This is a genomic window from Pseudaeromonas sharmana (assembly GCF_042649925.1).
GTDB classification, from domain to species: domain Bacteria; phylum Pseudomonadota; class Gammaproteobacteria; order Enterobacterales; family Aeromonadaceae; genus Pseudaeromonas; species Pseudaeromonas sharmana.
Window position 1 is genome coordinate 615,143 of sequence record NZ_JBHSAF010000001.1, and the last position, 15,890, is coordinate 631,032.

General features: G+C 54.4%; 21 protein-coding genes. 9 read left to right on the plus strand and 12 right to left on the minus strand.

The annotated features are described in order from the left end of the window. Window positions 1-78: 78 nt before the first annotated feature. From ACFOSS_RS02915 to ACFOSS_RS02935, 5 genes are all read right to left on the minus strand, one after another. Window positions 79-771, minus strand: a complete 693-nt coding sequence (locus ACFOSS_RS02915) for a type 1 glutamine amidotransferase (RefSeq protein ID WP_377150522.1) — start codon at window positions 769-771, stop codon at window positions 79-81. 219 nt (window positions 772-990) lie between these two features. Further along, window positions 991-1,389 carry a carboxymuconolactone decarboxylase family protein gene (locus ACFOSS_RS02920; protein ID WP_377150523.1) on the minus strand — a complete coding sequence of 133 codons (399 nt, stop codon included), beginning with the start codon at window positions 1,387-1,389 and terminating at the stop codon, window positions 991-993. 69 nt (window positions 1,390-1,458) lie between these two features. Further along, window positions 1,459-1,827, minus strand: coding sequence for a MerR family transcriptional regulator (locus ACFOSS_RS02925; RefSeq protein WP_377150524.1), 369 nt, complete (start codon window positions 1,825-1,827; stop codon window positions 1,459-1,461). A 105-nt stretch (window positions 1,828-1,932) separates the two neighbouring features. Continuing rightward, window positions 1,933-2,400: a thioredoxin-dependent thiol peroxidase gene (gene bcp, locus ACFOSS_RS02930; RefSeq protein ID WP_377150525.1), complete on the minus strand. Its 468-nt coding sequence runs from the start codon at window positions 2,398-2,400 to the stop codon at window positions 1,933-1,935. Then, a complete protein-coding gene (locus ACFOSS_RS02935) occupies window positions 2,388-2,939 on the minus strand; it encodes a glycine cleavage system protein R (protein WP_377150526.1) in 552 nt (183 codons plus the stop codon). The genes bcp and ACFOSS_RS02935 overlap by 13 nt, the downstream gene beginning before the upstream one ends. 127 nt (window positions 2,940-3,066) lie before the next feature. Here ACFOSS_RS02935 and dapA point away from each other — a divergent pair, with 127 nt between their 5' ends. The 3 genes from dapA to purC all read left to right on the plus strand — a co-directional run bounded on the left by dapA (window position 3,067) and on the right by purC (window position 5,846). After that, a complete protein-coding gene (dapA, locus tag ACFOSS_RS02940) occupies window positions 3,067-3,954 on the plus strand; it encodes a 4-hydroxy-tetrahydrodipicolinate synthase (RefSeq protein WP_377150527.1) in 888 nt (295 codons plus the stop codon). Further along, window positions 3,947-5,068 carry an outer membrane protein assembly factor BamC gene (bamC, locus tag ACFOSS_RS02945; protein ID WP_377150528.1) on the plus strand — a complete coding sequence of 374 codons (1,122 nt, stop codon included), beginning with the start codon at window positions 3,947-3,949 and terminating at the stop codon, window positions 5,066-5,068. Before dapA ends, bamC begins: the two co-directional genes overlap by 8 nt. Before the next feature lie 64 nt (window positions 5,069-5,132). Then, window positions 5,133-5,846, plus strand: a complete 714-nt coding sequence (purC, locus tag ACFOSS_RS02950; RefSeq protein ID WP_377150529.1) for a phosphoribosylaminoimidazolesuccinocarboxamide synthase — start codon at window positions 5,133-5,135, stop codon at window positions 5,844-5,846. Between the two features lie 115 nt (window positions 5,847-5,961). Here the strand turns inward: purC and ACFOSS_RS02955 are convergent, their stop codons facing one another. The 7 genes from ACFOSS_RS02955 to ACFOSS_RS02985 all read right to left on the minus strand — a co-directional run bounded on the left by ACFOSS_RS02955 (window position 5,962) and on the right by ACFOSS_RS02985 (window position 10,626). Next, window positions 5,962-6,192 carry a hypothetical protein gene (locus tag ACFOSS_RS02955; RefSeq protein ID WP_377150530.1) on the minus strand — a complete coding sequence of 77 codons (231 nt, stop codon included), beginning with the start codon at window positions 6,190-6,192 and terminating at the stop codon, window positions 5,962-5,964. 36 nt (window positions 6,193-6,228) lie between these two features. Further along, window positions 6,229-6,906 (minus strand): M15 family metallopeptidase, encoded by a 678-nt coding sequence (locus tag ACFOSS_RS02960; protein ID WP_377150531.1) that lies wholly within the window; start codon window positions 6,904-6,906, stop codon window positions 6,229-6,231. A 7-nt stretch (window positions 6,907-6,913) separates the two neighbouring features. Next, the gene (gene dapE / locus ACFOSS_RS02965; protein WP_377150532.1) at window positions 6,914-8,047 is read right to left on the minus strand and encodes a succinyl-diaminopimelate desuccinylase; all 1,134 of its coding nucleotides are present in this window, start codon (window positions 8,045-8,047) and stop codon (window positions 6,914-6,916) included. 21 nt (window positions 8,048-8,068) lie between these two features. Then, window positions 8,069-8,416, minus strand: coding sequence for an ArsC family reductase (locus ACFOSS_RS02970; protein ID WP_377150533.1), 348 nt, complete (start codon window positions 8,414-8,416; stop codon window positions 8,069-8,071). Between the two features lie 70 nt (window positions 8,417-8,486). Next, window positions 8,487-8,732 (minus strand): DUF2498 family protein, encoded by a 246-nt coding sequence (locus ACFOSS_RS02975; RefSeq protein ID WP_377150534.1) that lies wholly within the window; start codon window positions 8,730-8,732, stop codon window positions 8,487-8,489. Window positions 8,733-8,814: 82 nt separating this feature from the next. Next, window positions 8,815-9,855 (minus strand): porin OmpA, encoded by a 1,041-nt coding sequence (gene ompA, locus ACFOSS_RS02980; RefSeq protein ID WP_377150535.1) that lies wholly within the window; start codon window positions 9,853-9,855, stop codon window positions 8,815-8,817. A gap of 192 nt (window positions 9,856-10,047) precedes the next feature. Next, entirely contained in the window at window positions 10,048-10,626 is a 579-nt protein-coding gene (locus tag ACFOSS_RS02985) for a hypothetical protein (RefSeq protein WP_377150536.1), read from the minus strand. 289 nt (window positions 10,627-10,915) lie between these two features. Between ACFOSS_RS02985 and ACFOSS_RS02990 the strand changes: the two genes are divergently transcribed. From ACFOSS_RS02990 to carA, 6 genes are all read left to right on the plus strand, one after another. Then, a complete protein-coding gene (locus ACFOSS_RS02990) occupies window positions 10,916-11,179 on the plus strand; it encodes a helix-turn-helix domain-containing protein (RefSeq protein WP_377150537.1) in 264 nt (87 codons plus the stop codon). Window positions 11,180-11,325: 146 nt separating this feature from the next. After that, the gene (locus ACFOSS_RS02995; protein ID WP_377150538.1) at window positions 11,326-12,129 is read left to right on the plus strand and encodes a M48 family metallopeptidase; all 804 of its coding nucleotides are present in this window, start codon (window positions 11,326-11,328) and stop codon (window positions 12,127-12,129) included. Beyond that, window positions 12,117-12,620, plus strand: coding sequence for a GNAT family N-acetyltransferase (locus ACFOSS_RS03000; RefSeq protein WP_377150539.1), 504 nt, complete (start codon window positions 12,117-12,119; stop codon window positions 12,618-12,620). Before ACFOSS_RS02995 ends, ACFOSS_RS03000 begins: the two co-directional genes overlap by 13 nt. Window positions 12,621-12,702: 82 nt before the next feature. Then, a complete protein-coding gene (locus ACFOSS_RS03005) occupies window positions 12,703-13,314 on the plus strand; it encodes an FKBP-type peptidyl-prolyl cis-trans isomerase (protein ID WP_377150540.1) in 612 nt (203 codons plus the stop codon). 108 nt (window positions 13,315-13,422) lie between these two features. Then, window positions 13,423-14,235 carry a 4-hydroxy-tetrahydrodipicolinate reductase gene (dapB, locus tag ACFOSS_RS03010; protein WP_377150541.1) on the plus strand — a complete coding sequence of 271 codons (813 nt, stop codon included), beginning with the start codon at window positions 13,423-13,425 and terminating at the stop codon, window positions 14,233-14,235. 519 nt (window positions 14,236-14,754) lie between these two features. Further along, window positions 14,755-15,885: a glutamine-hydrolyzing carbamoyl-phosphate synthase small subunit gene (gene carA, locus ACFOSS_RS03015; protein ID WP_377150542.1), complete on the plus strand. Its 1,131-nt coding sequence runs from the start codon at window positions 14,755-14,757 to the stop codon at window positions 15,883-15,885. Window positions 15,886-15,890: the final 5 nt, after the last annotated feature.

A 15,890-nucleotide genomic window follows, 5' to 3' on the forward strand; every position in this document is an offset into this window, starting at 1 on the left:
CTATACCTGCTTTGACAGGTGACTTAAAACCCGACCTTTACCCTGCATCAGTCGCGACGCTTGCACTGGCTGCGCTGCTTACTCTGGTGCCCGCAACAGATAGTCGAGCAGCTGCCCCATCAAGGCATGGGGAGGCGCATAGCGCTCGAACGGGGTGGCCAACAGACTGGCCTCATCCTGTACGAATTGACCTGGCTGCAGTTCCTCCTTGCAGGCTGCGATCAGACTCGCGGCGCTTTGCGGCGTGATTTCGAGGTGGCATTGCAAGCCGATGGCGCGTGGACCGATCTGGAACGCCTGATGACGGCAGCCTTGGCTGCTGGCCAACAGGGTTGCGCCGGCTGGCAGCTCAAAGGTTTCTCCGTGCCAGTGAAAGACGTCAAGCTTGGGGGGAAAAGCAAACTGATCGCCCAAAGCCGTGACCGCATGGATTGGAAACCAGCCAATCTCTTTGCTCGGCGCAGCATAGACGCGGGCCCCCAGCGCGGCGGCCATCAACTGGGCGCCAAGGCAGATCCCCAGCACAGGTTTGCCTGCGGCAATGACACGAGCTATCAGGCGTTTCTCCGCAGCCAGCCAGGGGTAGATGGCCTCGTCATTGACACTCATGGGGCCACCCATCGCGATTAACAGGTCAATCTCCTCCTGATGCGGCAAGGGGTCTTCGGCAAACAGGCGAATGGTCCTGATACTGGCGCCGCGGGTGTTCAACCAGGCTTCGATACAACCAGGGCCTTCAAACGGAACATGTTGCAAGATGATGACACGCATTTCCCACTCCTTGTGCACCGCGATGCCCCTTTGTATACCGCCCTGTTCTCGCTGTCCAGACCGGGGGGCGCTGCCAGCAAGGCGGATGCAACATGCGGTCGGCTGCTGCGCTACCGGCTGGCCAAGACCGGCCAGGGGAATCGAACGCTATGGTCAGACATCGCAAGTATCTGGACCGGCACCACATGTGCCGGTCCAGATGCCTTCTGGGCGTGATGTTTATTTCACGGCCGTCGCGGGTAACAACGGGTGCTCGCGGAAGACCTCCTTGGCGATCAGCATGGCATTGATGGCGGCCGGAAAGCCGGCATAAGCCACCATCTGCAATATGACTTCAATTAATTCGGCCGGTTGGCAGCCGACATTCAGTGCCGCCTGCAGATGTACCTTGAGTTGCGGAGCGCTGTGCCCCTGTACTGTCAGTGCCGCGACGGTCGCTATTTCGCGTGCGCGCAAATCGAGACCCGGCCGGGAGTAGAGATCGCCAAACGCAAACTCAATGATGTAACGCCCAAGATCCGGACAGATGGCCTCCAGGCTGTCTATCACCGTCTGACCGGCCTGACCATCAATGCTGGTCAGTTGCTGCCAGCCCTGTTCATAACGTGTCGTGCTCATGCTGCGCCCCTCCTGTGGACAAAGACCACAAGAGGCTAAAACCTCGAGCGCACTCTAGCGCAAGGGCTTTTATTGGTCGGCTACCTTGTTCAGTTGCTGCTGATAGAGGGCTATCTTGGCCTCCAGCGCATGCAGGTGTTCGAGGTCTTGCTGCAATCGCTGTTGCAATGCATCCCTATGCTGACAGAGCAGGCGGTTCCGTGCCGCCAGCGTGGGCGTTCCGAGCGCGCGCAGCCTGGCATAATCGATAATTTGTCGTAACGGCATCCCCGTGGCCTTCAGGCGGTTGATGAAGTTTACCCACTGGGCATCGGCCGGCGTGTAACAGCGGTGTCCGCTGGCGTTGCGCCCGATGTTACTGAGCAGCCCCAGTTTTTCGTAATAACGCAAGGTGTGTATCGATAATCCGGTGAGCTTGGCAAACGTCGAAATGTTCATGGCCGTGTTCAATCTGCTAGCGGCTGTGCATGGCGTCTCAGGTCGCAGATGCCGTCCTGCACAGTGCGGTCGGGGAGGTGACAGCCGGGATAACCCGGCTGCTGCTTAGCGGTTTTTAAGATAATTGAGCACCACGTCGTGGTGGTTACTGGTTTTGAAGTCGTCAAACACCTGGCTGATGAGACCTTGTTCATCAATGAGAAAACTGATGCGGTGGATGCCATCAAATTCCTTGCCCATGAATTTTTTCGGTCCCCAGACGCCAAACGCCTCGGCAACGGCATGATCTTCATCCGCCAGGAGTGTGAAGTTCAGTTGCTGCTTGTCTGCAAATTTTTTCAGTTTGGCCGGCGCGTCAGGGCTGATGCCAAGCACACGGGTGTTCAGGCTGTTGAACTCGGCTGCGGTATCTCGCAGCCCACAGGCTTGCGTCGTGCACCCGGGTGTCGCGGCTTTAGGGTAGAAGTAGATCAGCACCTTTTGTCCACGCAAAGACGACAGGCTGACGGCAACGCCGTTCTGATCTGGCAAGGTGAAGTCTGGGGCCGGCTGGCCGGCTGTTAATCTGGGCATGTATGACCTCCGGGCTTGTGCAGGATAGAAAATTCGTATTGTTCGGCCCCCAACTGCTGACAAAAGTCAGCAAACTGAGCGGCTAACATCGGTTCACTGTCGATCTGAGGCAATTGCAGTTCAAATCGGGCGTGCAGCATGTCATGGGGTGTCATCGGCAGGGTTTCCGAACGCAGTGCATGCAGATCCCAACCCTGGGCACTGAAAAAACCGGTACATTGGCTTACGATGCCGGGTTCGTCCCGGATCAACAGTTCTGCCTGGGCGCGCAGCGGATAATCCGTTATCTGGTGCCGTGTCGTGCGTTTCATCAACGTCACAAGATTAAGCTCGTGGCTCCTGGTGGGTAATATCGACTCCAGCCGCGTCAGCGCATTCCACTCGCCGGACAATAACATGGTAAAGGTGAACTCGTTGCCCAGGATGGCCAGACGCGAGTCGACGATGTTACAACCACATTCGCTGATAACATGGGTAACCTGGTTGACGATACCCGCGCGATCGCTACCGAGTGCGGTCACCACAAGATAATGAATCATGGGACATTTCCGACTGTAACCTATGGGGGGATGGTAGCACAGACTGCTGGCGGGTCTACTGCCTTCCCTTGTAATTGGCGGGGTCCGGCCTTACCATAGCGCCCTCGCCAAAGCGGAGTTCAGATTCATGTTAAGCGGTAGTCTCGTTGCCCTCATCACCCCCATGGACGAGCAGGGGGCGGTGGATTTTTCCTCATTGCAACGTCTGGTCGAGTATCACCTCGCGGCGGGTACTTCGGGACTGGTTGTCGTCGGTACGACAGGTGAGTCGGCTACCCTGGACATGGCAGAGCATCTGTCTGTCGTTGAGGCGGTACTGACTTACGCGGCTGGACGCCTTCCTGTGGTCGCTGGCTGTGGTAGTAACAATACTCGTCATGCCATTGAACTGGCCCGTCAGCTGAAGGCCATCGGGGTTGAATGGGGGTTGTCCGTCACGCCCTACTACAACAAACCGACTCAAGAAGGGCTTTACCGCCACTATGCAACGATCGGTGAGGCTAGTGGTCTGGCTCAAATCCTCTATAATGTTCCCGGCCGAACGGGCTGTGATTTGCAACCCACGACAGTCGCACGATTGGCCCATCAGTTTGGTATTTGTGGTCTGAAAGAGGCCACAGGTGACGTGTCCCGTGTAGAATCATTGCGTTCGGGCTGTGGGCATGACTTTGCGCTCTATAGCGGTGATGATGCCAGTGCGTGCGATTTTATGCTGCGCGGCGGTAATGGCGTGATTTCAGTTACCGCTAACATCGCAGCGGCCGAAATGGCACTGATGTGTCGTCAAGCCTTGGCGGGTGATCGCGATGCGGCGCTGGCCTTGAACGAACAGTTGATGCCGGCTCACCGGACGCTGTTTATCGAATCGAATCCAATCCCGGTCAAGTGGGCGTGTGCCCGGCTGGGCTTGATAACCAATAGCGGATTACGACTGCCGCTGACACCGCTGAGCCCTGCCGGGGTCGAGGCGATGGAGCAGGCGTTGAACCGAGCGGAGTTAATCAAGCGTGCATAAACATCAAACGTTCCCGTTCTCCATGCTGGTGGCAGGGAGCCTCGTAACACTGATGCTGGTAGGGTGTTCCTCGGAGGCAGATCGTCGACAAGCTGATCGCGGATTTGACTACCTGGATGTCAAACCTGTGACTAAGCCATTCGTGGTGCCGAGCGGGCTTGATTCTCCAGGTTTTGTCACCGAATACCGGATCCCGGCTCTGGCGGCCGGGGTTGCGAACAGCCCGTTGGGTGCTGATGTCGATGTTCGGACACCAATGCAGGTCTTCACCCTGGTTCCGGGCAGCCGGGCCGAGCCGGATGGCAAGGGCATGACCTTGTGGTTCACGGCGCGCAGCGTGACGCAGCAGATTGACAACGATATCTGGAACGAAGTGATAGGGTTCCTGCGTCGGCGCGGTATTGCCATTGAAGATATGAATGTCGCCAATCGCAGTCTGGATACGGGCTGGTTCTATGCCAACACGCGCCTTGCTCCCTGGACGGATAAGTCAGCAGATGATGAGGAGATTCAGGTTCATCAACGCTACCGATTTGTTATCAAGAGTGACAAAGAGCGTCACCGTACCGGGCTGGCCGCTCAGTTGCTGAGCCATGAATATGGTGAGAACGGCGATGACATGCCGGCGTTGACTGCGTTTGATCAGCAACGTTTCTCGGCACTAATGCTTAATCAGGTCGCTATCGATTATGACCAGCAACTGCGGGCTGGTGTTATCAACCAGGACAGCAACCGGCTGCAAATGTCATTGGGTGTGGATGACAACGGTTTGACGGCCTGGTTGGTCGATGCCTCGTTCGAGACGGCCTGGAACCGTATCAATACACTGTTGCCGCAACTGAACTTTGAAGTTACTACCAAGACCCAGTCCAAGGGACTGATCGTCGTGGATTATGACGAGCCGGACAGTGATTTCTGGAAGGCGAAAGATATCGAGCCGTTCGGGCTGGATTCTGGCACCTATCGCCTGCAATTTGGCGAGTATAAGGGCAAGACGTCCATTACCCTGTTTGATGAGGACAAGAAGCCGGTACCGTCTTCTGTCGTCAGTAAGATGTTCCTCGGTTTGTCCAAGGCATTCAGCCGTCAGCAGACCGTCGTGACGAAGAAGTGATTGCAAAGGGGCCTGTGTGCCCCTTTGTCTTTATCTGCTAACACCACACTGGAGTGAGTTCTAAATGGAAAAGAAAGCCGAACTGTATCGTGGCAAGGCCAAATCCGTGTACACCACTGACGATCCGACCCGTCTCGTCCTGCTGTTCCGCAACGATACGTCAGCTTTTGATGGTCAGAAAGTTGAACAGCTGGACCGCAAGGGCATGGTCAACAACAAGTTCAACCATTTCATCATGACCAAGCTGGAAGAAGCCGGTGTGCCGACCCAGATGGATCGTCTGTTGTCCGACAACGAGGCGCTGGTCAAGAAGCTGGAGATGATCCCCGTTGAGTGCGTGGTGCGTAACGTCACGGCCGGCTCGATTTGCCGTCGTCTGGGCGTGCAGGAAGGGATGGAACTTAATCCGCCGACCTTCGAATTCTTCTTGAAGAATGATCCGCTGCATGACCCCATGGTCAACGACTATCACATCCGTTCTTTCGGCTGGGCGACCGACGAACAAGTGGCCAAGATGAAGGAACTGACCTTCAAGGTTAACGATGTGCTGAAGGCCATGTTTGATGCGGCAGGTTTGATCCTCGTCGATTACAAGCTGGAATTCGGTGTATTTGAAGGTCAGGTGGTGTTGGGCGATGAGTTCTCACCGGATGGTTGCCGCCTGTGGGACAAAGAAACCCGTCAAAAGCTGGACAAGGATCGTTTCCGTCAGGGGCTGGGTGGCGTCGTTGAAGCCTACGAAGAAGTGGCACATCGTCTGGGCGTTAAGCTCGACTGATTTTGTCCGGCACACAAACGTTTGCCTGACATCGATAAAAACGGCGCCGCAAGGCGCTGTTTTTTATTCTGAGGGCATATCAGCCGCTGAATGGACATGGGGTGTTTGCCGGGGATTATGGTTGGCTATCCTTGCGCTCCGGCGATGAGGCGGCCGGTTTTGATTGACAAGGAGCCGTCGGTCGATTGAGCCAATGATCGGCATCGTCTTCGTCATCGACCAGGCGCCGAACCTTATCCCGGTAGTTCGGTAGCTCTCGCTCCAGACGTTTCATGTCACGCACCGCGTTAAACAGCAAGCCTATCAATAAAATAATGGGCAGCGCGATTACAATCCATAGCCACATACTTCCTCCCGAGACATACCGTGGGGGCATGTCACCCTATTTGCCCATGTTAACCAAGACATAATTTTGCCAAAGTTGAGGTAGACGCGCTAACAATAGCTGGCTGCCGGCAACCTGACTGGCAAGCAGCAGCTCCGCCAGGGCATCGATGCTCAGCTGTTGTTGAATCGCCTGAGCTTCCGGCTGATGGCTGATATGCCATGGTTCGGCGGCAACCGACTGGCCGTCGCCAAAGGGTCGATAAAACCCAAAAACTGCCATGTGCTCATCCAGCCAGTGTGTGAGAGGACTGAAATAGCCATCATCGGCATATTCCCACGGTTCCAGTTGCAGCCGTTGTCCGTCCGGGAGCAGGGCTGGGGCAAACAGATCCAGATCCGTCCCCCAGTGATGGCGGCTAGCGCCGGGTATGGCACTAAAGCGCAAGATGGCATCCACTTTGGCCTCATCATCCAACCGGCTCATGTCGACCGTGCGGCCGGCATCGTCGTGAACATGTCGAGAGCCGTCAAATTTGCCATTCCAGATTTGGCGCTGACGTTGAAAATCGCGATACGAGGAGGCGATTCCAACCCTCAGTCCATCAGCCGCTGCCGCCTGTTGCAGTTGGCAAAAGGCGATGGCAGTGGCAGCCGTCAAGCGGTGTGGTGCATTATTCGGCACCTCCACCAGGTGACTATCATCCAAGCCGAGCCATTGAGCCGTACTTAGCATCGGAACCTCAGGCCAACAAGCGTCGTAAAATATCGGTATATACGTCGCTTAATAGCTCCAGATCCGACAGTTTTACGCATTCATTCAGTTTATGAATGGTTGCGTTGACCGGGCCCAATTCGATCACTTGTGCACCGGTGCGGGCGATGAAGCGGCCATCAGAGGTTCCACCGGAAGTCGATAGTTCGGTTTGACGTCCTGTCTGACTATGAATTGCAGCCACCGTCGCATCGACCAGATCACCGGCGGCGGTCAGGAATGGATGACCGCTCAGCGTCCAGTTTATTTCGTACTCGAGTTCATGCTTGTCGAGAATGTCGACCACCTGTTGCTTAATCTGCGCAGCGGTCAATTCGGTACTGAAACGAAAATTGAACTGGACGTCGAGCTCGCCGGGGATCACGTTAGAGGCGCCGGTTCCACCACGAATGTTGGCAATCTGGAAGCTGGTTGGCGGGAAGGATGCATTGCCCTGATCCCATTGCATGGCCGCAAGTTCAGCCAGTGCAGGAGCCGCTTGGTGGATCGGATTTCGCCCCAGATGTGGGTAGGCCACATGTCCCTGGATACCGATCACTTTCAGATCGCCGGTAATGGATCCGCGCCGACCATTTTTGACGACGTCGCCGAGTAACGCGGTAGAGGAGGGCTCGCCGACCAGGCACCAGGTGATTTTTTCACCGCGCGCTTCCAGTGTGTCGACCACCTTGGGCGTACCATTGATGAACGGACCTTCTTCATCACTGGTGATGAGGAAGGCAATCGAGCCCTGATGATCGGGATGCGCGTTGATGAAACGCTCGACGGCCACCATCATGGCAGCAATTGACCCCTTCATGTCGGCAGCGCCGCGCCCGTAAAGGTAGCCGTCACGCAATGTCGGCTCAAACGGGGGGGTGTGCCATTTCTCCAGCGGCCCCGGCGGAACAACGTCCGTATGCCCGGCAAAGCAGAAGACCGGCCCCTCGGTGCCGCGTCGAGCCCACAGGTTCGTTGTATCGTGAAAGATCATGGGTTCGATGGTGAATCCAAGGCGGCTCAGGTAATCGGCCATCATCTGCTGGCAACCGGCATCCTCAGGGGTGACAGAGGGGCGACGGATCAGATCGCAGGCAAGCGTATATACAGGGGAGTCAGACATCGGGCATCCTTGCGGTGAAATTTAGAGCATCAATTCGGTCAGAGTATCGGCATCAAACCCGATTAGCCATTGGCCCTCGTGTTCAATCAGAGGACGTTTGATGAGCGCAGGGTGTTGCTGCATTAGCAGCAGTGCCCCCTGCTGGTCCAGATTGGCGCGCAGTTTTTCATCCAGCGTGCGCCATGTGGTGCCCCGACGGTTCAACATCGCTTCCCAACCGAGTTTCGATTCGACGGCGGCGAGCCAATCGGCATCAATGCCCTGCTTGCGGTAATCGTGAAAATGATGCGCTAGGCCCTGCTGTTTAAACCAGTTCAGGGTTTTCTTGATGGTATCGCAATTGGCGATACCGTAAATCGTCGTGGTCATGTTACAAATTCACAACATTCAGGGTGGACGAATTCTGTCATTCGTCATCTGGATAGGCAAGCTGTCGCTGTCAGTCTATCAGCTGGTATTGCCCCGACAGGGTTTGGGCCAGGTGTTTGAACAGATTGAATACCATCATGCTCTTGGGGGACGGCAAGCCCTGCTCATCGAAGAAAAACTCACCCTTAAACACCAGGATGCCGTTCTTTTGCTCGACCGACTGGGCTTCTATACCAGACATATAATCTTCATGTTCGCGCAGCATCTTGTTGGCCAGCTCCAGCAGAGCGGCAGAGGTAATCGGTTGTTTCTCCATTTCAGTCACCTATGAGTCTCTGTTTGCTAATAAAGAACGCCCGGATCTCCGGGCGTTCGAGTATTGCATGGCGCAGTCGCGATTACTGTTGAACTACGACTTCTTTGATGCCCTTGACTTCGATTTCTACACGACGGTCAGAGGCCAGGCAAGAGATCAAATTCTTGCGGTTCTTGATGCCATTGCAGGTCGTGCCGGTCACCGGGTTGGCTTCGCCACGGCCGGTCGCCGTGATGCGATCAGCGGCGATACCTTGTGCCTTCAGGTAGTTGACGACGGATTGGGCACGTTGTTGCGACAGTTTCATATTAGCGGCATCGCTACCGATACGGTCGGTATAACCAAACACCACGGTCTGGTGATCCTTCATGTCCAGGGATGAAATTTCGTTGTACAGCTTGGTCAGGGCGGCCTTGCCTTCCGGCTTCAGGGATGCCTTGCCGAAGTCAAACAGGACATCTGAGGTCAGCGTAAAACGCTTGGTCTCGACAACTTCCTGCGGCGCCGGGGCAGCTGCGGTTTCGGCGACAGGTGCCGGAGCGACAACCGGTGCGGGGGCACTGCTACGGGTCGGGTAGTAAACAACTTCAAAACCCAGGTTGTTTACATCGGTGTTGCCGGCAGCCTGGCGACCTGCGTCATCGACGATGCGATAGCGCGCCTGCAGATCCACGGCATCGTTAACACGGTACGCAGCACCGATACCGAAGACCGGTGAGTAGCCATGAGATTTGGTTTGACGGTCATCATTGGTCGCGTAATCACGCATCAGACCGACTTCACCCAGCAGGGAAATTTCTTTGCTCAGCGGGTAGCGCGGCAAGGCGGACAGTGTCCAGCCATCGATACGATAAGTGTCATCGCCGACTTTACCATGGCCCATCCAGTCATAACCGGCTTCCAGACCAAAGAACTCATTGAAGGTATAACCACCGAGCAGACGACTGGAGAAGGCATCGCGGTTAACGCCGGTATTTGCGACATCGTTCAGATCGCGATACTGGGACCAGCCAGCACCAGCGCCGAAGTAGGCACCTTCGGCATCGTTAGCGTGGGCGGAGGCACTGAACATCAGACCAGCCATCAGGCTGGCAACGAGGGATGAAGCCACTGTCAATTTCATTGTTATCTCCAACATGGATAGGCCCCGCTCTCGGGCGGGATTGTGACGCGCGTCATATTATGAGCCGAGTCCCATGCGCTGCCAATACCCCATGATGGTTAAAAAACAACAAGAAAGTCTTATTCATCATGTAGTTGGCTGAAAAATGAGCAGAATGGAGTGGTTTTATCAGATATTGTAGTGGTGATGGACTCAATGGCCGCGGTACTGTCTGACAAGCTTTTTTTCGAACTGCCGGTAGGCCTGTTGCCTCTCGGTCAACAAGCCTGATTCGGCCCCTAGCGCCTGCATGAGTAGCGCCTCGTGATCGACGCCTGTCAGATGGCTGAGTATCGGCGTTAGCTGGCGGAAATAATGACGGGAAAGATATGGATCCAGGCGATGGATTGACACCAGGGCCCTGGCCAGCGGGAGCATGAAAGCCGGTACGACGAGCCAGAGGACAGGCTGTTCGCCATCCCATTGCTCAAATGGTAGCAGCTGTTGTTGTTGAATCCGTTCATCATCATTTGCACTTGTTGGCGTTCCGCGAGAGGCCGATGGTACAAGGTGATGCAGACGATACCCATGCTCCGTTTCCTGCACGAGCAGCGGTTTGCGCCAATGTTGGCTCAGACGCAGCCATTGTGCACCTGTTTGCGAATTCAGCGCAGCAACGAAAATGGCATCGCTCTCGCTAATGTCCAATTGCAGCAGTTGGCTATCATGTTGATGGGCATGGCTTGGGTTAACGATGGATGAAGGGAAGCTGACGGCAAGCGAGTGTGACATGCGTTGACAATGCTCCAAATGGGCTACACTAGAATTCAAGTGGAAACTGTTTTTTTGTTTACCCTGTCAACTGATAGGTTTAACATGCGCATCGCCGAGGAACAATTGTGTAATTGCACAATTGTCATACGGCAAGTAAGCACGCGAAGATGACACAACGATAACGACACAATAACGACAGAACAAAGATACAGCCGAGCAGGATAAAACTGACGTACTAAAACTGGTCTACTTGGTCTGAATCATTTTTGCGGCCTTTGGTCGCAACGCTAGCTGTGTGAGGAATCGTATGAATAACAGTGAAGTCTCTGTAGGACAAAAAATCCGTCAAATTCGCGAAACTGTAGGTCTGAGTCGCCCGAAATTTGCCGAGCTGCTTAGTGTGCCACCGACAACGTTGAAGAACTATGAGCTTGGCTACCGTGAGGTAGGTGGAGCTTTCCTCGTGGCGTTGTCCCATCACGCCCAGTTGCATCAATTTACTCTGTGGCTGTTGTCTGACAAGACTGCGCCGGAAATCGGCCAAATCAGTCCGGAACAGTTCCAGCGCTGATCTTCTGATGTTAAATAACGCACCTGCACAGGTGCGTTATTTTTTTGCAGCAGCGACAAGCAAATCCTGATGCAGAGACGATAGCCTTTACTTGTCAAAGCCCTTGAATGGATTAACATTCGGTCATAAATAATAAGGGGGATGGCATGAAGAAGCGTTGGATATCCGGAGCACTGGCCTGTGTTTTGTTAGTGGCCTGTGCGACATCACCGACTGGCCGCAGACAGTTGATACTCTTTAGCGATGGTGAAGTGGCTCAACTTGGCTTGACATCATTCGAGCAACTCAAAAAAGAAGAAAAAATTTCGACTGACAAGAAAAAAACGCGATTTGTTCGCTGCGTGGCCGATGCCATCGTGCATCAAATTCCAGCCAGCTATAACTACTCCACACAGGACTGGCAGGTGGAACTGTTTGACTCCCCAGATGTGAATGCGTTCGCCTTGCCTGGTGGGCGTATTGGTGTCTATACCGGTTTGTTCAAAGCTGTCAATAATCAGGATCAGCTGGCGGCCGTGTTGGGGCATGAGGTGGCGCATGTGTTAGCTCGCCATTCAAATGAACGGTTATCGCAGAGTCAGCTGGCCGGGGTGGGTATGGTCGCGGCGGATGCCGCACTTGGCGACGCCAGCTACCGTGAACCGGCGATGGCAGCTCTGGGCATCGGTGCCCAGGTTGGCGTGTTGTTGCCATATGGACGGATTCAGGAGACGGAAGCGGATGTATTGGGCCTGCAACTGATGGCGATGGCCGGATTCAAGCCGGAGCAGGCGATTTCCTTGTGGCAGAACATGGCCCAGATCAGTGGCGGCAAGAAGCCTCCGGAGTTTTTGTCTACGCACCCCTCGGATCAACACCGGATTGACGAACTGAGTCGCCAACTGGATGCGGTAACTCCGCTTTATACTAAAGCCCGCGAGTTGGGTCGAAAGCCGCAATGTCAGTTTTAACGCTGCGCCCGGCGCAAAGCAAGGACGCGCCGGAAATTGCCAGAGTGCAACAGGAGAGCTGGTCTGCAGCCTACAGCGGACTGCTGCCTTCGTCGTTTCCGTTGCGATCTGAGCAAGAGCGCATTGCCATCTGGATGCAACGCCTGGTGGATTGGCCATGCCATACCATACTGGCCGAGATAGATGATGGCTTGGTCGGTTTTTTATTCTGGCACCCGGAGTTGCGATCACAAGCGTTGCTGAAATCACTTTATCTGCATCCGTTTTTCTGGAATCAGGGTATAGGTCATCAACTCCTGCAACAGGGGCTAGACGACATGCGCACTGAGCAGATGCAGCGCGTTGATCTCTGGGTGCTGGCCAACAACCTGCGTGCAGAACATTTTTATCTGCGCGAAGGCTTTCGGTATGACGGTCGTCATCATCAGCAAATGGTAGGGCAAGGGCAGTATCAACAACGGCACATGTTCCGCTCATTAAGTCTCCGCTAGCACGCCAGCATGCCGGCAAGCACAAAACTCTGCTATCATCCGGGCTTCATTGATGCCATCACGGCCTACCTATGGAGTATCCATGACGCAATTTACTACCCACGAACAGAAAGCCAGCTACGGTATTGGGCGCCAAATCGGTGACCAGCTTTCCCAACAGTCCTTCGATGGACTGGACCTGGCTGCGGTCAAGCAGGGTATCGAGGACGCGGTACTGGGCAAAGCGTTTGCTGTTGACCAGCAGGAGATCGGCGAAGCCTTCGAAGTGATCACCGAGCGTCTTGAGGCGGCTGAACGTGAGCTGGCCGTTACCGCACAAGCGCAGGGCGAGGCCTTCTTGTCGGCCAATGCGGCTCGTGATGAAGTGACGGTGACCGATTCTGGGCTGCAATACGAAGTATTGGTCGAAGGCAAGGGCAGCATGCCGGCCAAGGGTGATAAGGTGCGAGTGCATTATCATGGTACCTTCCCGGATGGTCGCGTGTTTGATAGTTCGGTACGCCGTGGGCAACCGGCCGAATTCCCGGTGACTGGTGTGATTGCCGGTTGGGTTGAAGCGTTGCAACTGATGCCGGTAGGTTCCAAGTGGAAGTTGACGATCCCGCATCATCTGGCCTATGGCGAACGCGGTGCCGGTTCGATTCCACCGTTCTCCACCCTGGTGTTTGAAGTTGAGCTGTTAGACATCGTCTAATCGCGAAAAAGGCCGGAGTCATCCGGCCTTTTTTTGCCCCCTTTTCAAAGCGGCCAGCGTCTGGGTAAACTGCCGCACCAAGCTAGGCGAAGAAAAAGGAAAAAGGATATGGATAATCAAATCCGTGTTGCGTTGGTCGGCTGTAATGGTCGTATGGGAAAGATACTGATCGACGCCATCGCCAATAATCCGGCGACCCGTTTAACCGTTGCCACCGAGCGGCCAGGCGCTGCCGTGATTGGAATGGATGTCGGTGAGATTAACGGTATTGGGGCTTTGGGAGTCAATATCGTCGCTGATCTTGCCAACGTGATTGATCAATTCGATGTCATCATTGATTTTACCCGCCCTGAACCCACGTTATCCCATCTCCAGCTGGCGGTTGCTCATGGTAAACGCATTGTGATTGGCACCACCGGATTTGATGATGCTGGTAAGGCCGCGATTGCTGCTGCCGCTAAACAGATTGGGGTCGTATTTGCTTCTAATTACAGTGTCGGCGTGAATCTGGTATTCAAATTGCTGGAGCAGGCGGCACGGGTAATGGGTGAGTATACCGATATCGAGATTATCGAAGGACATCACCGACATAAGGTGGATGCCCCGTCCGGGACTGCGCTTAGCATGGGCGAAGTTGTGGCTAAAACATTGGGCCGAGATTTGAAATCGTGTGCTGTTTATGGTCGAGAAGGGATCACTGGTGAGCGGGAGCGCAGCACGATCGGTTTTTCAACCATTCGCGCCGGTGATCTGGTGGGTGAGCATACCGTGATGTTCGCCGATATTGGTGAGCGGGTTGAGATAACGCACAAAGCGTCAAGCCGGTCCACATTTGCTAATGGCGCAGTTCGTGCGGCAGTTTGGTTAAAAGAGCAAACACCGGGTTTGTATGACATGCAGGATGTTCTGCAGTTAAAGTGATGAAAAACCGCCGTAAGGCGGTTTTTTTTTGAGTGCCACTTATGGGTGGCGAGACGGGCGCTGATTGTCCCTTAGGAAGTGTGCTGCCACGCTATGCTGTCAATCATCATTTGAATTTTTATGCGCCATTGATTTTGGCTGGATTGTTTGGTGTCTTTGCGGTGTATTATGGCGAAAATTGTTGATTTAATTTTATTTGATTGATTTTTTTATTTCATAAAATACATGAAGTTAGATTTGTTTGTTGTCGTTTTTTTGATTCATGTGTTCATTGGTGTCGTGTAAAACGTTTTTGCTTGTATTCCGTGTTTTTTCTTGCTGTCAATTAATGCGTAAATTGAAAATATATTCCTTTTTTTAGAATTAATTTTCTTTTGTGGTTTATGCGGGGTTGAAAAGAATCTTCGTTCATGTAAAATGCGCGAAATTTGCCTGGAGATAGAGGCTTGATTCTAAAAAATCGGGCTTTCATTACCAAATAGGGCAAACCCCCAAAAAATCACGAAATTGGAGGTCGTCTTGACTCATACTGCCTTACTCGTGTTGGAAGATGGCACGATATTCAAGGGCGTTTCAATTGGCGCCGAAGGTTGTTCCGTTGGAGAGGTGGTCTTCAATACCTCGATGACGGGATATCAGGAAATCCTTACTGATCCTTCCTATTCCCGCCAGATTGTTACCCTCACTTATCCTCACATCGGCAACACCGGCACCAACAGCGAAGACGAAGAGTCCGCAAGTATCCATGCACAAGGCCTCATCATTCGCGATCTCCCGCTCATCGCCTCCAACTTCCGTTCCGAACTCTCTCTCTCCGATTATCTCAAGCGCCAGAATGTGGTGGGTATCGCCGATATCGATACCCGCAAACTGACGCGCATCCTGCGTGAGAAGGGCGCGCTGGCTGGTTGCATCATGACGGGCAAACAGCTCGACGAAGCAACGGCACTGGCCCACGCCAAGGCGTTCCCTGGACTCAAGGGCATGGATTTGGCCAAAGAGGTCACGGTCGCCGAGGCTTACAGCTGGACGGAAGGCAGCTGGGAGCTGGGTAAGGGCCACACGACGCCGGCTGAACTGCCATTCCATGTCGTGGCCTATGACTTTGGTGCCAAGCGCAATATCCTGCGCATGCTGGTTGATCGCGGTTGCCGCCTGACAGTCGTGCCGGCCAAGACACCCGCTGCCGACGTTCTGGCGATGAATCCGGATGGCATCTTCCTCTCCAATGGCCCGGGGGATCCTGCGCCCTGTGATTATGCCATTGCGGCGATTCAGGAATTCTTGAAGACCGAGATCCCGGTTTTTGGTATTTGCCTTGGCCACCAGTTGCTGGGCTTGGCCTCCGGCGCCAAGACAGTGAAGATGAAGTTTGGGCACCACGGTGGTAACCACCCGGTGAAGGACCTGGACCGCGATGTGGTGATGATCACCAGTCAGAACCACGGTTTTGCCGTGGATGAAGCCACGCTGCCTGCCACGCTGCGCGCAACGCACAAGTCGTTGTTCGATGGCTCCCTGCAGGGTATTCATCGTACCGACAAACCGGCGTTCAGCTTCCAGGGCCACCCTGAGGCCAGCCCGGGCCCGCACGATGCGGCGCCACTGTTTGACCATTTCATCGAGCTCATCAAGAAGTACCGCGCGTAAGGAGT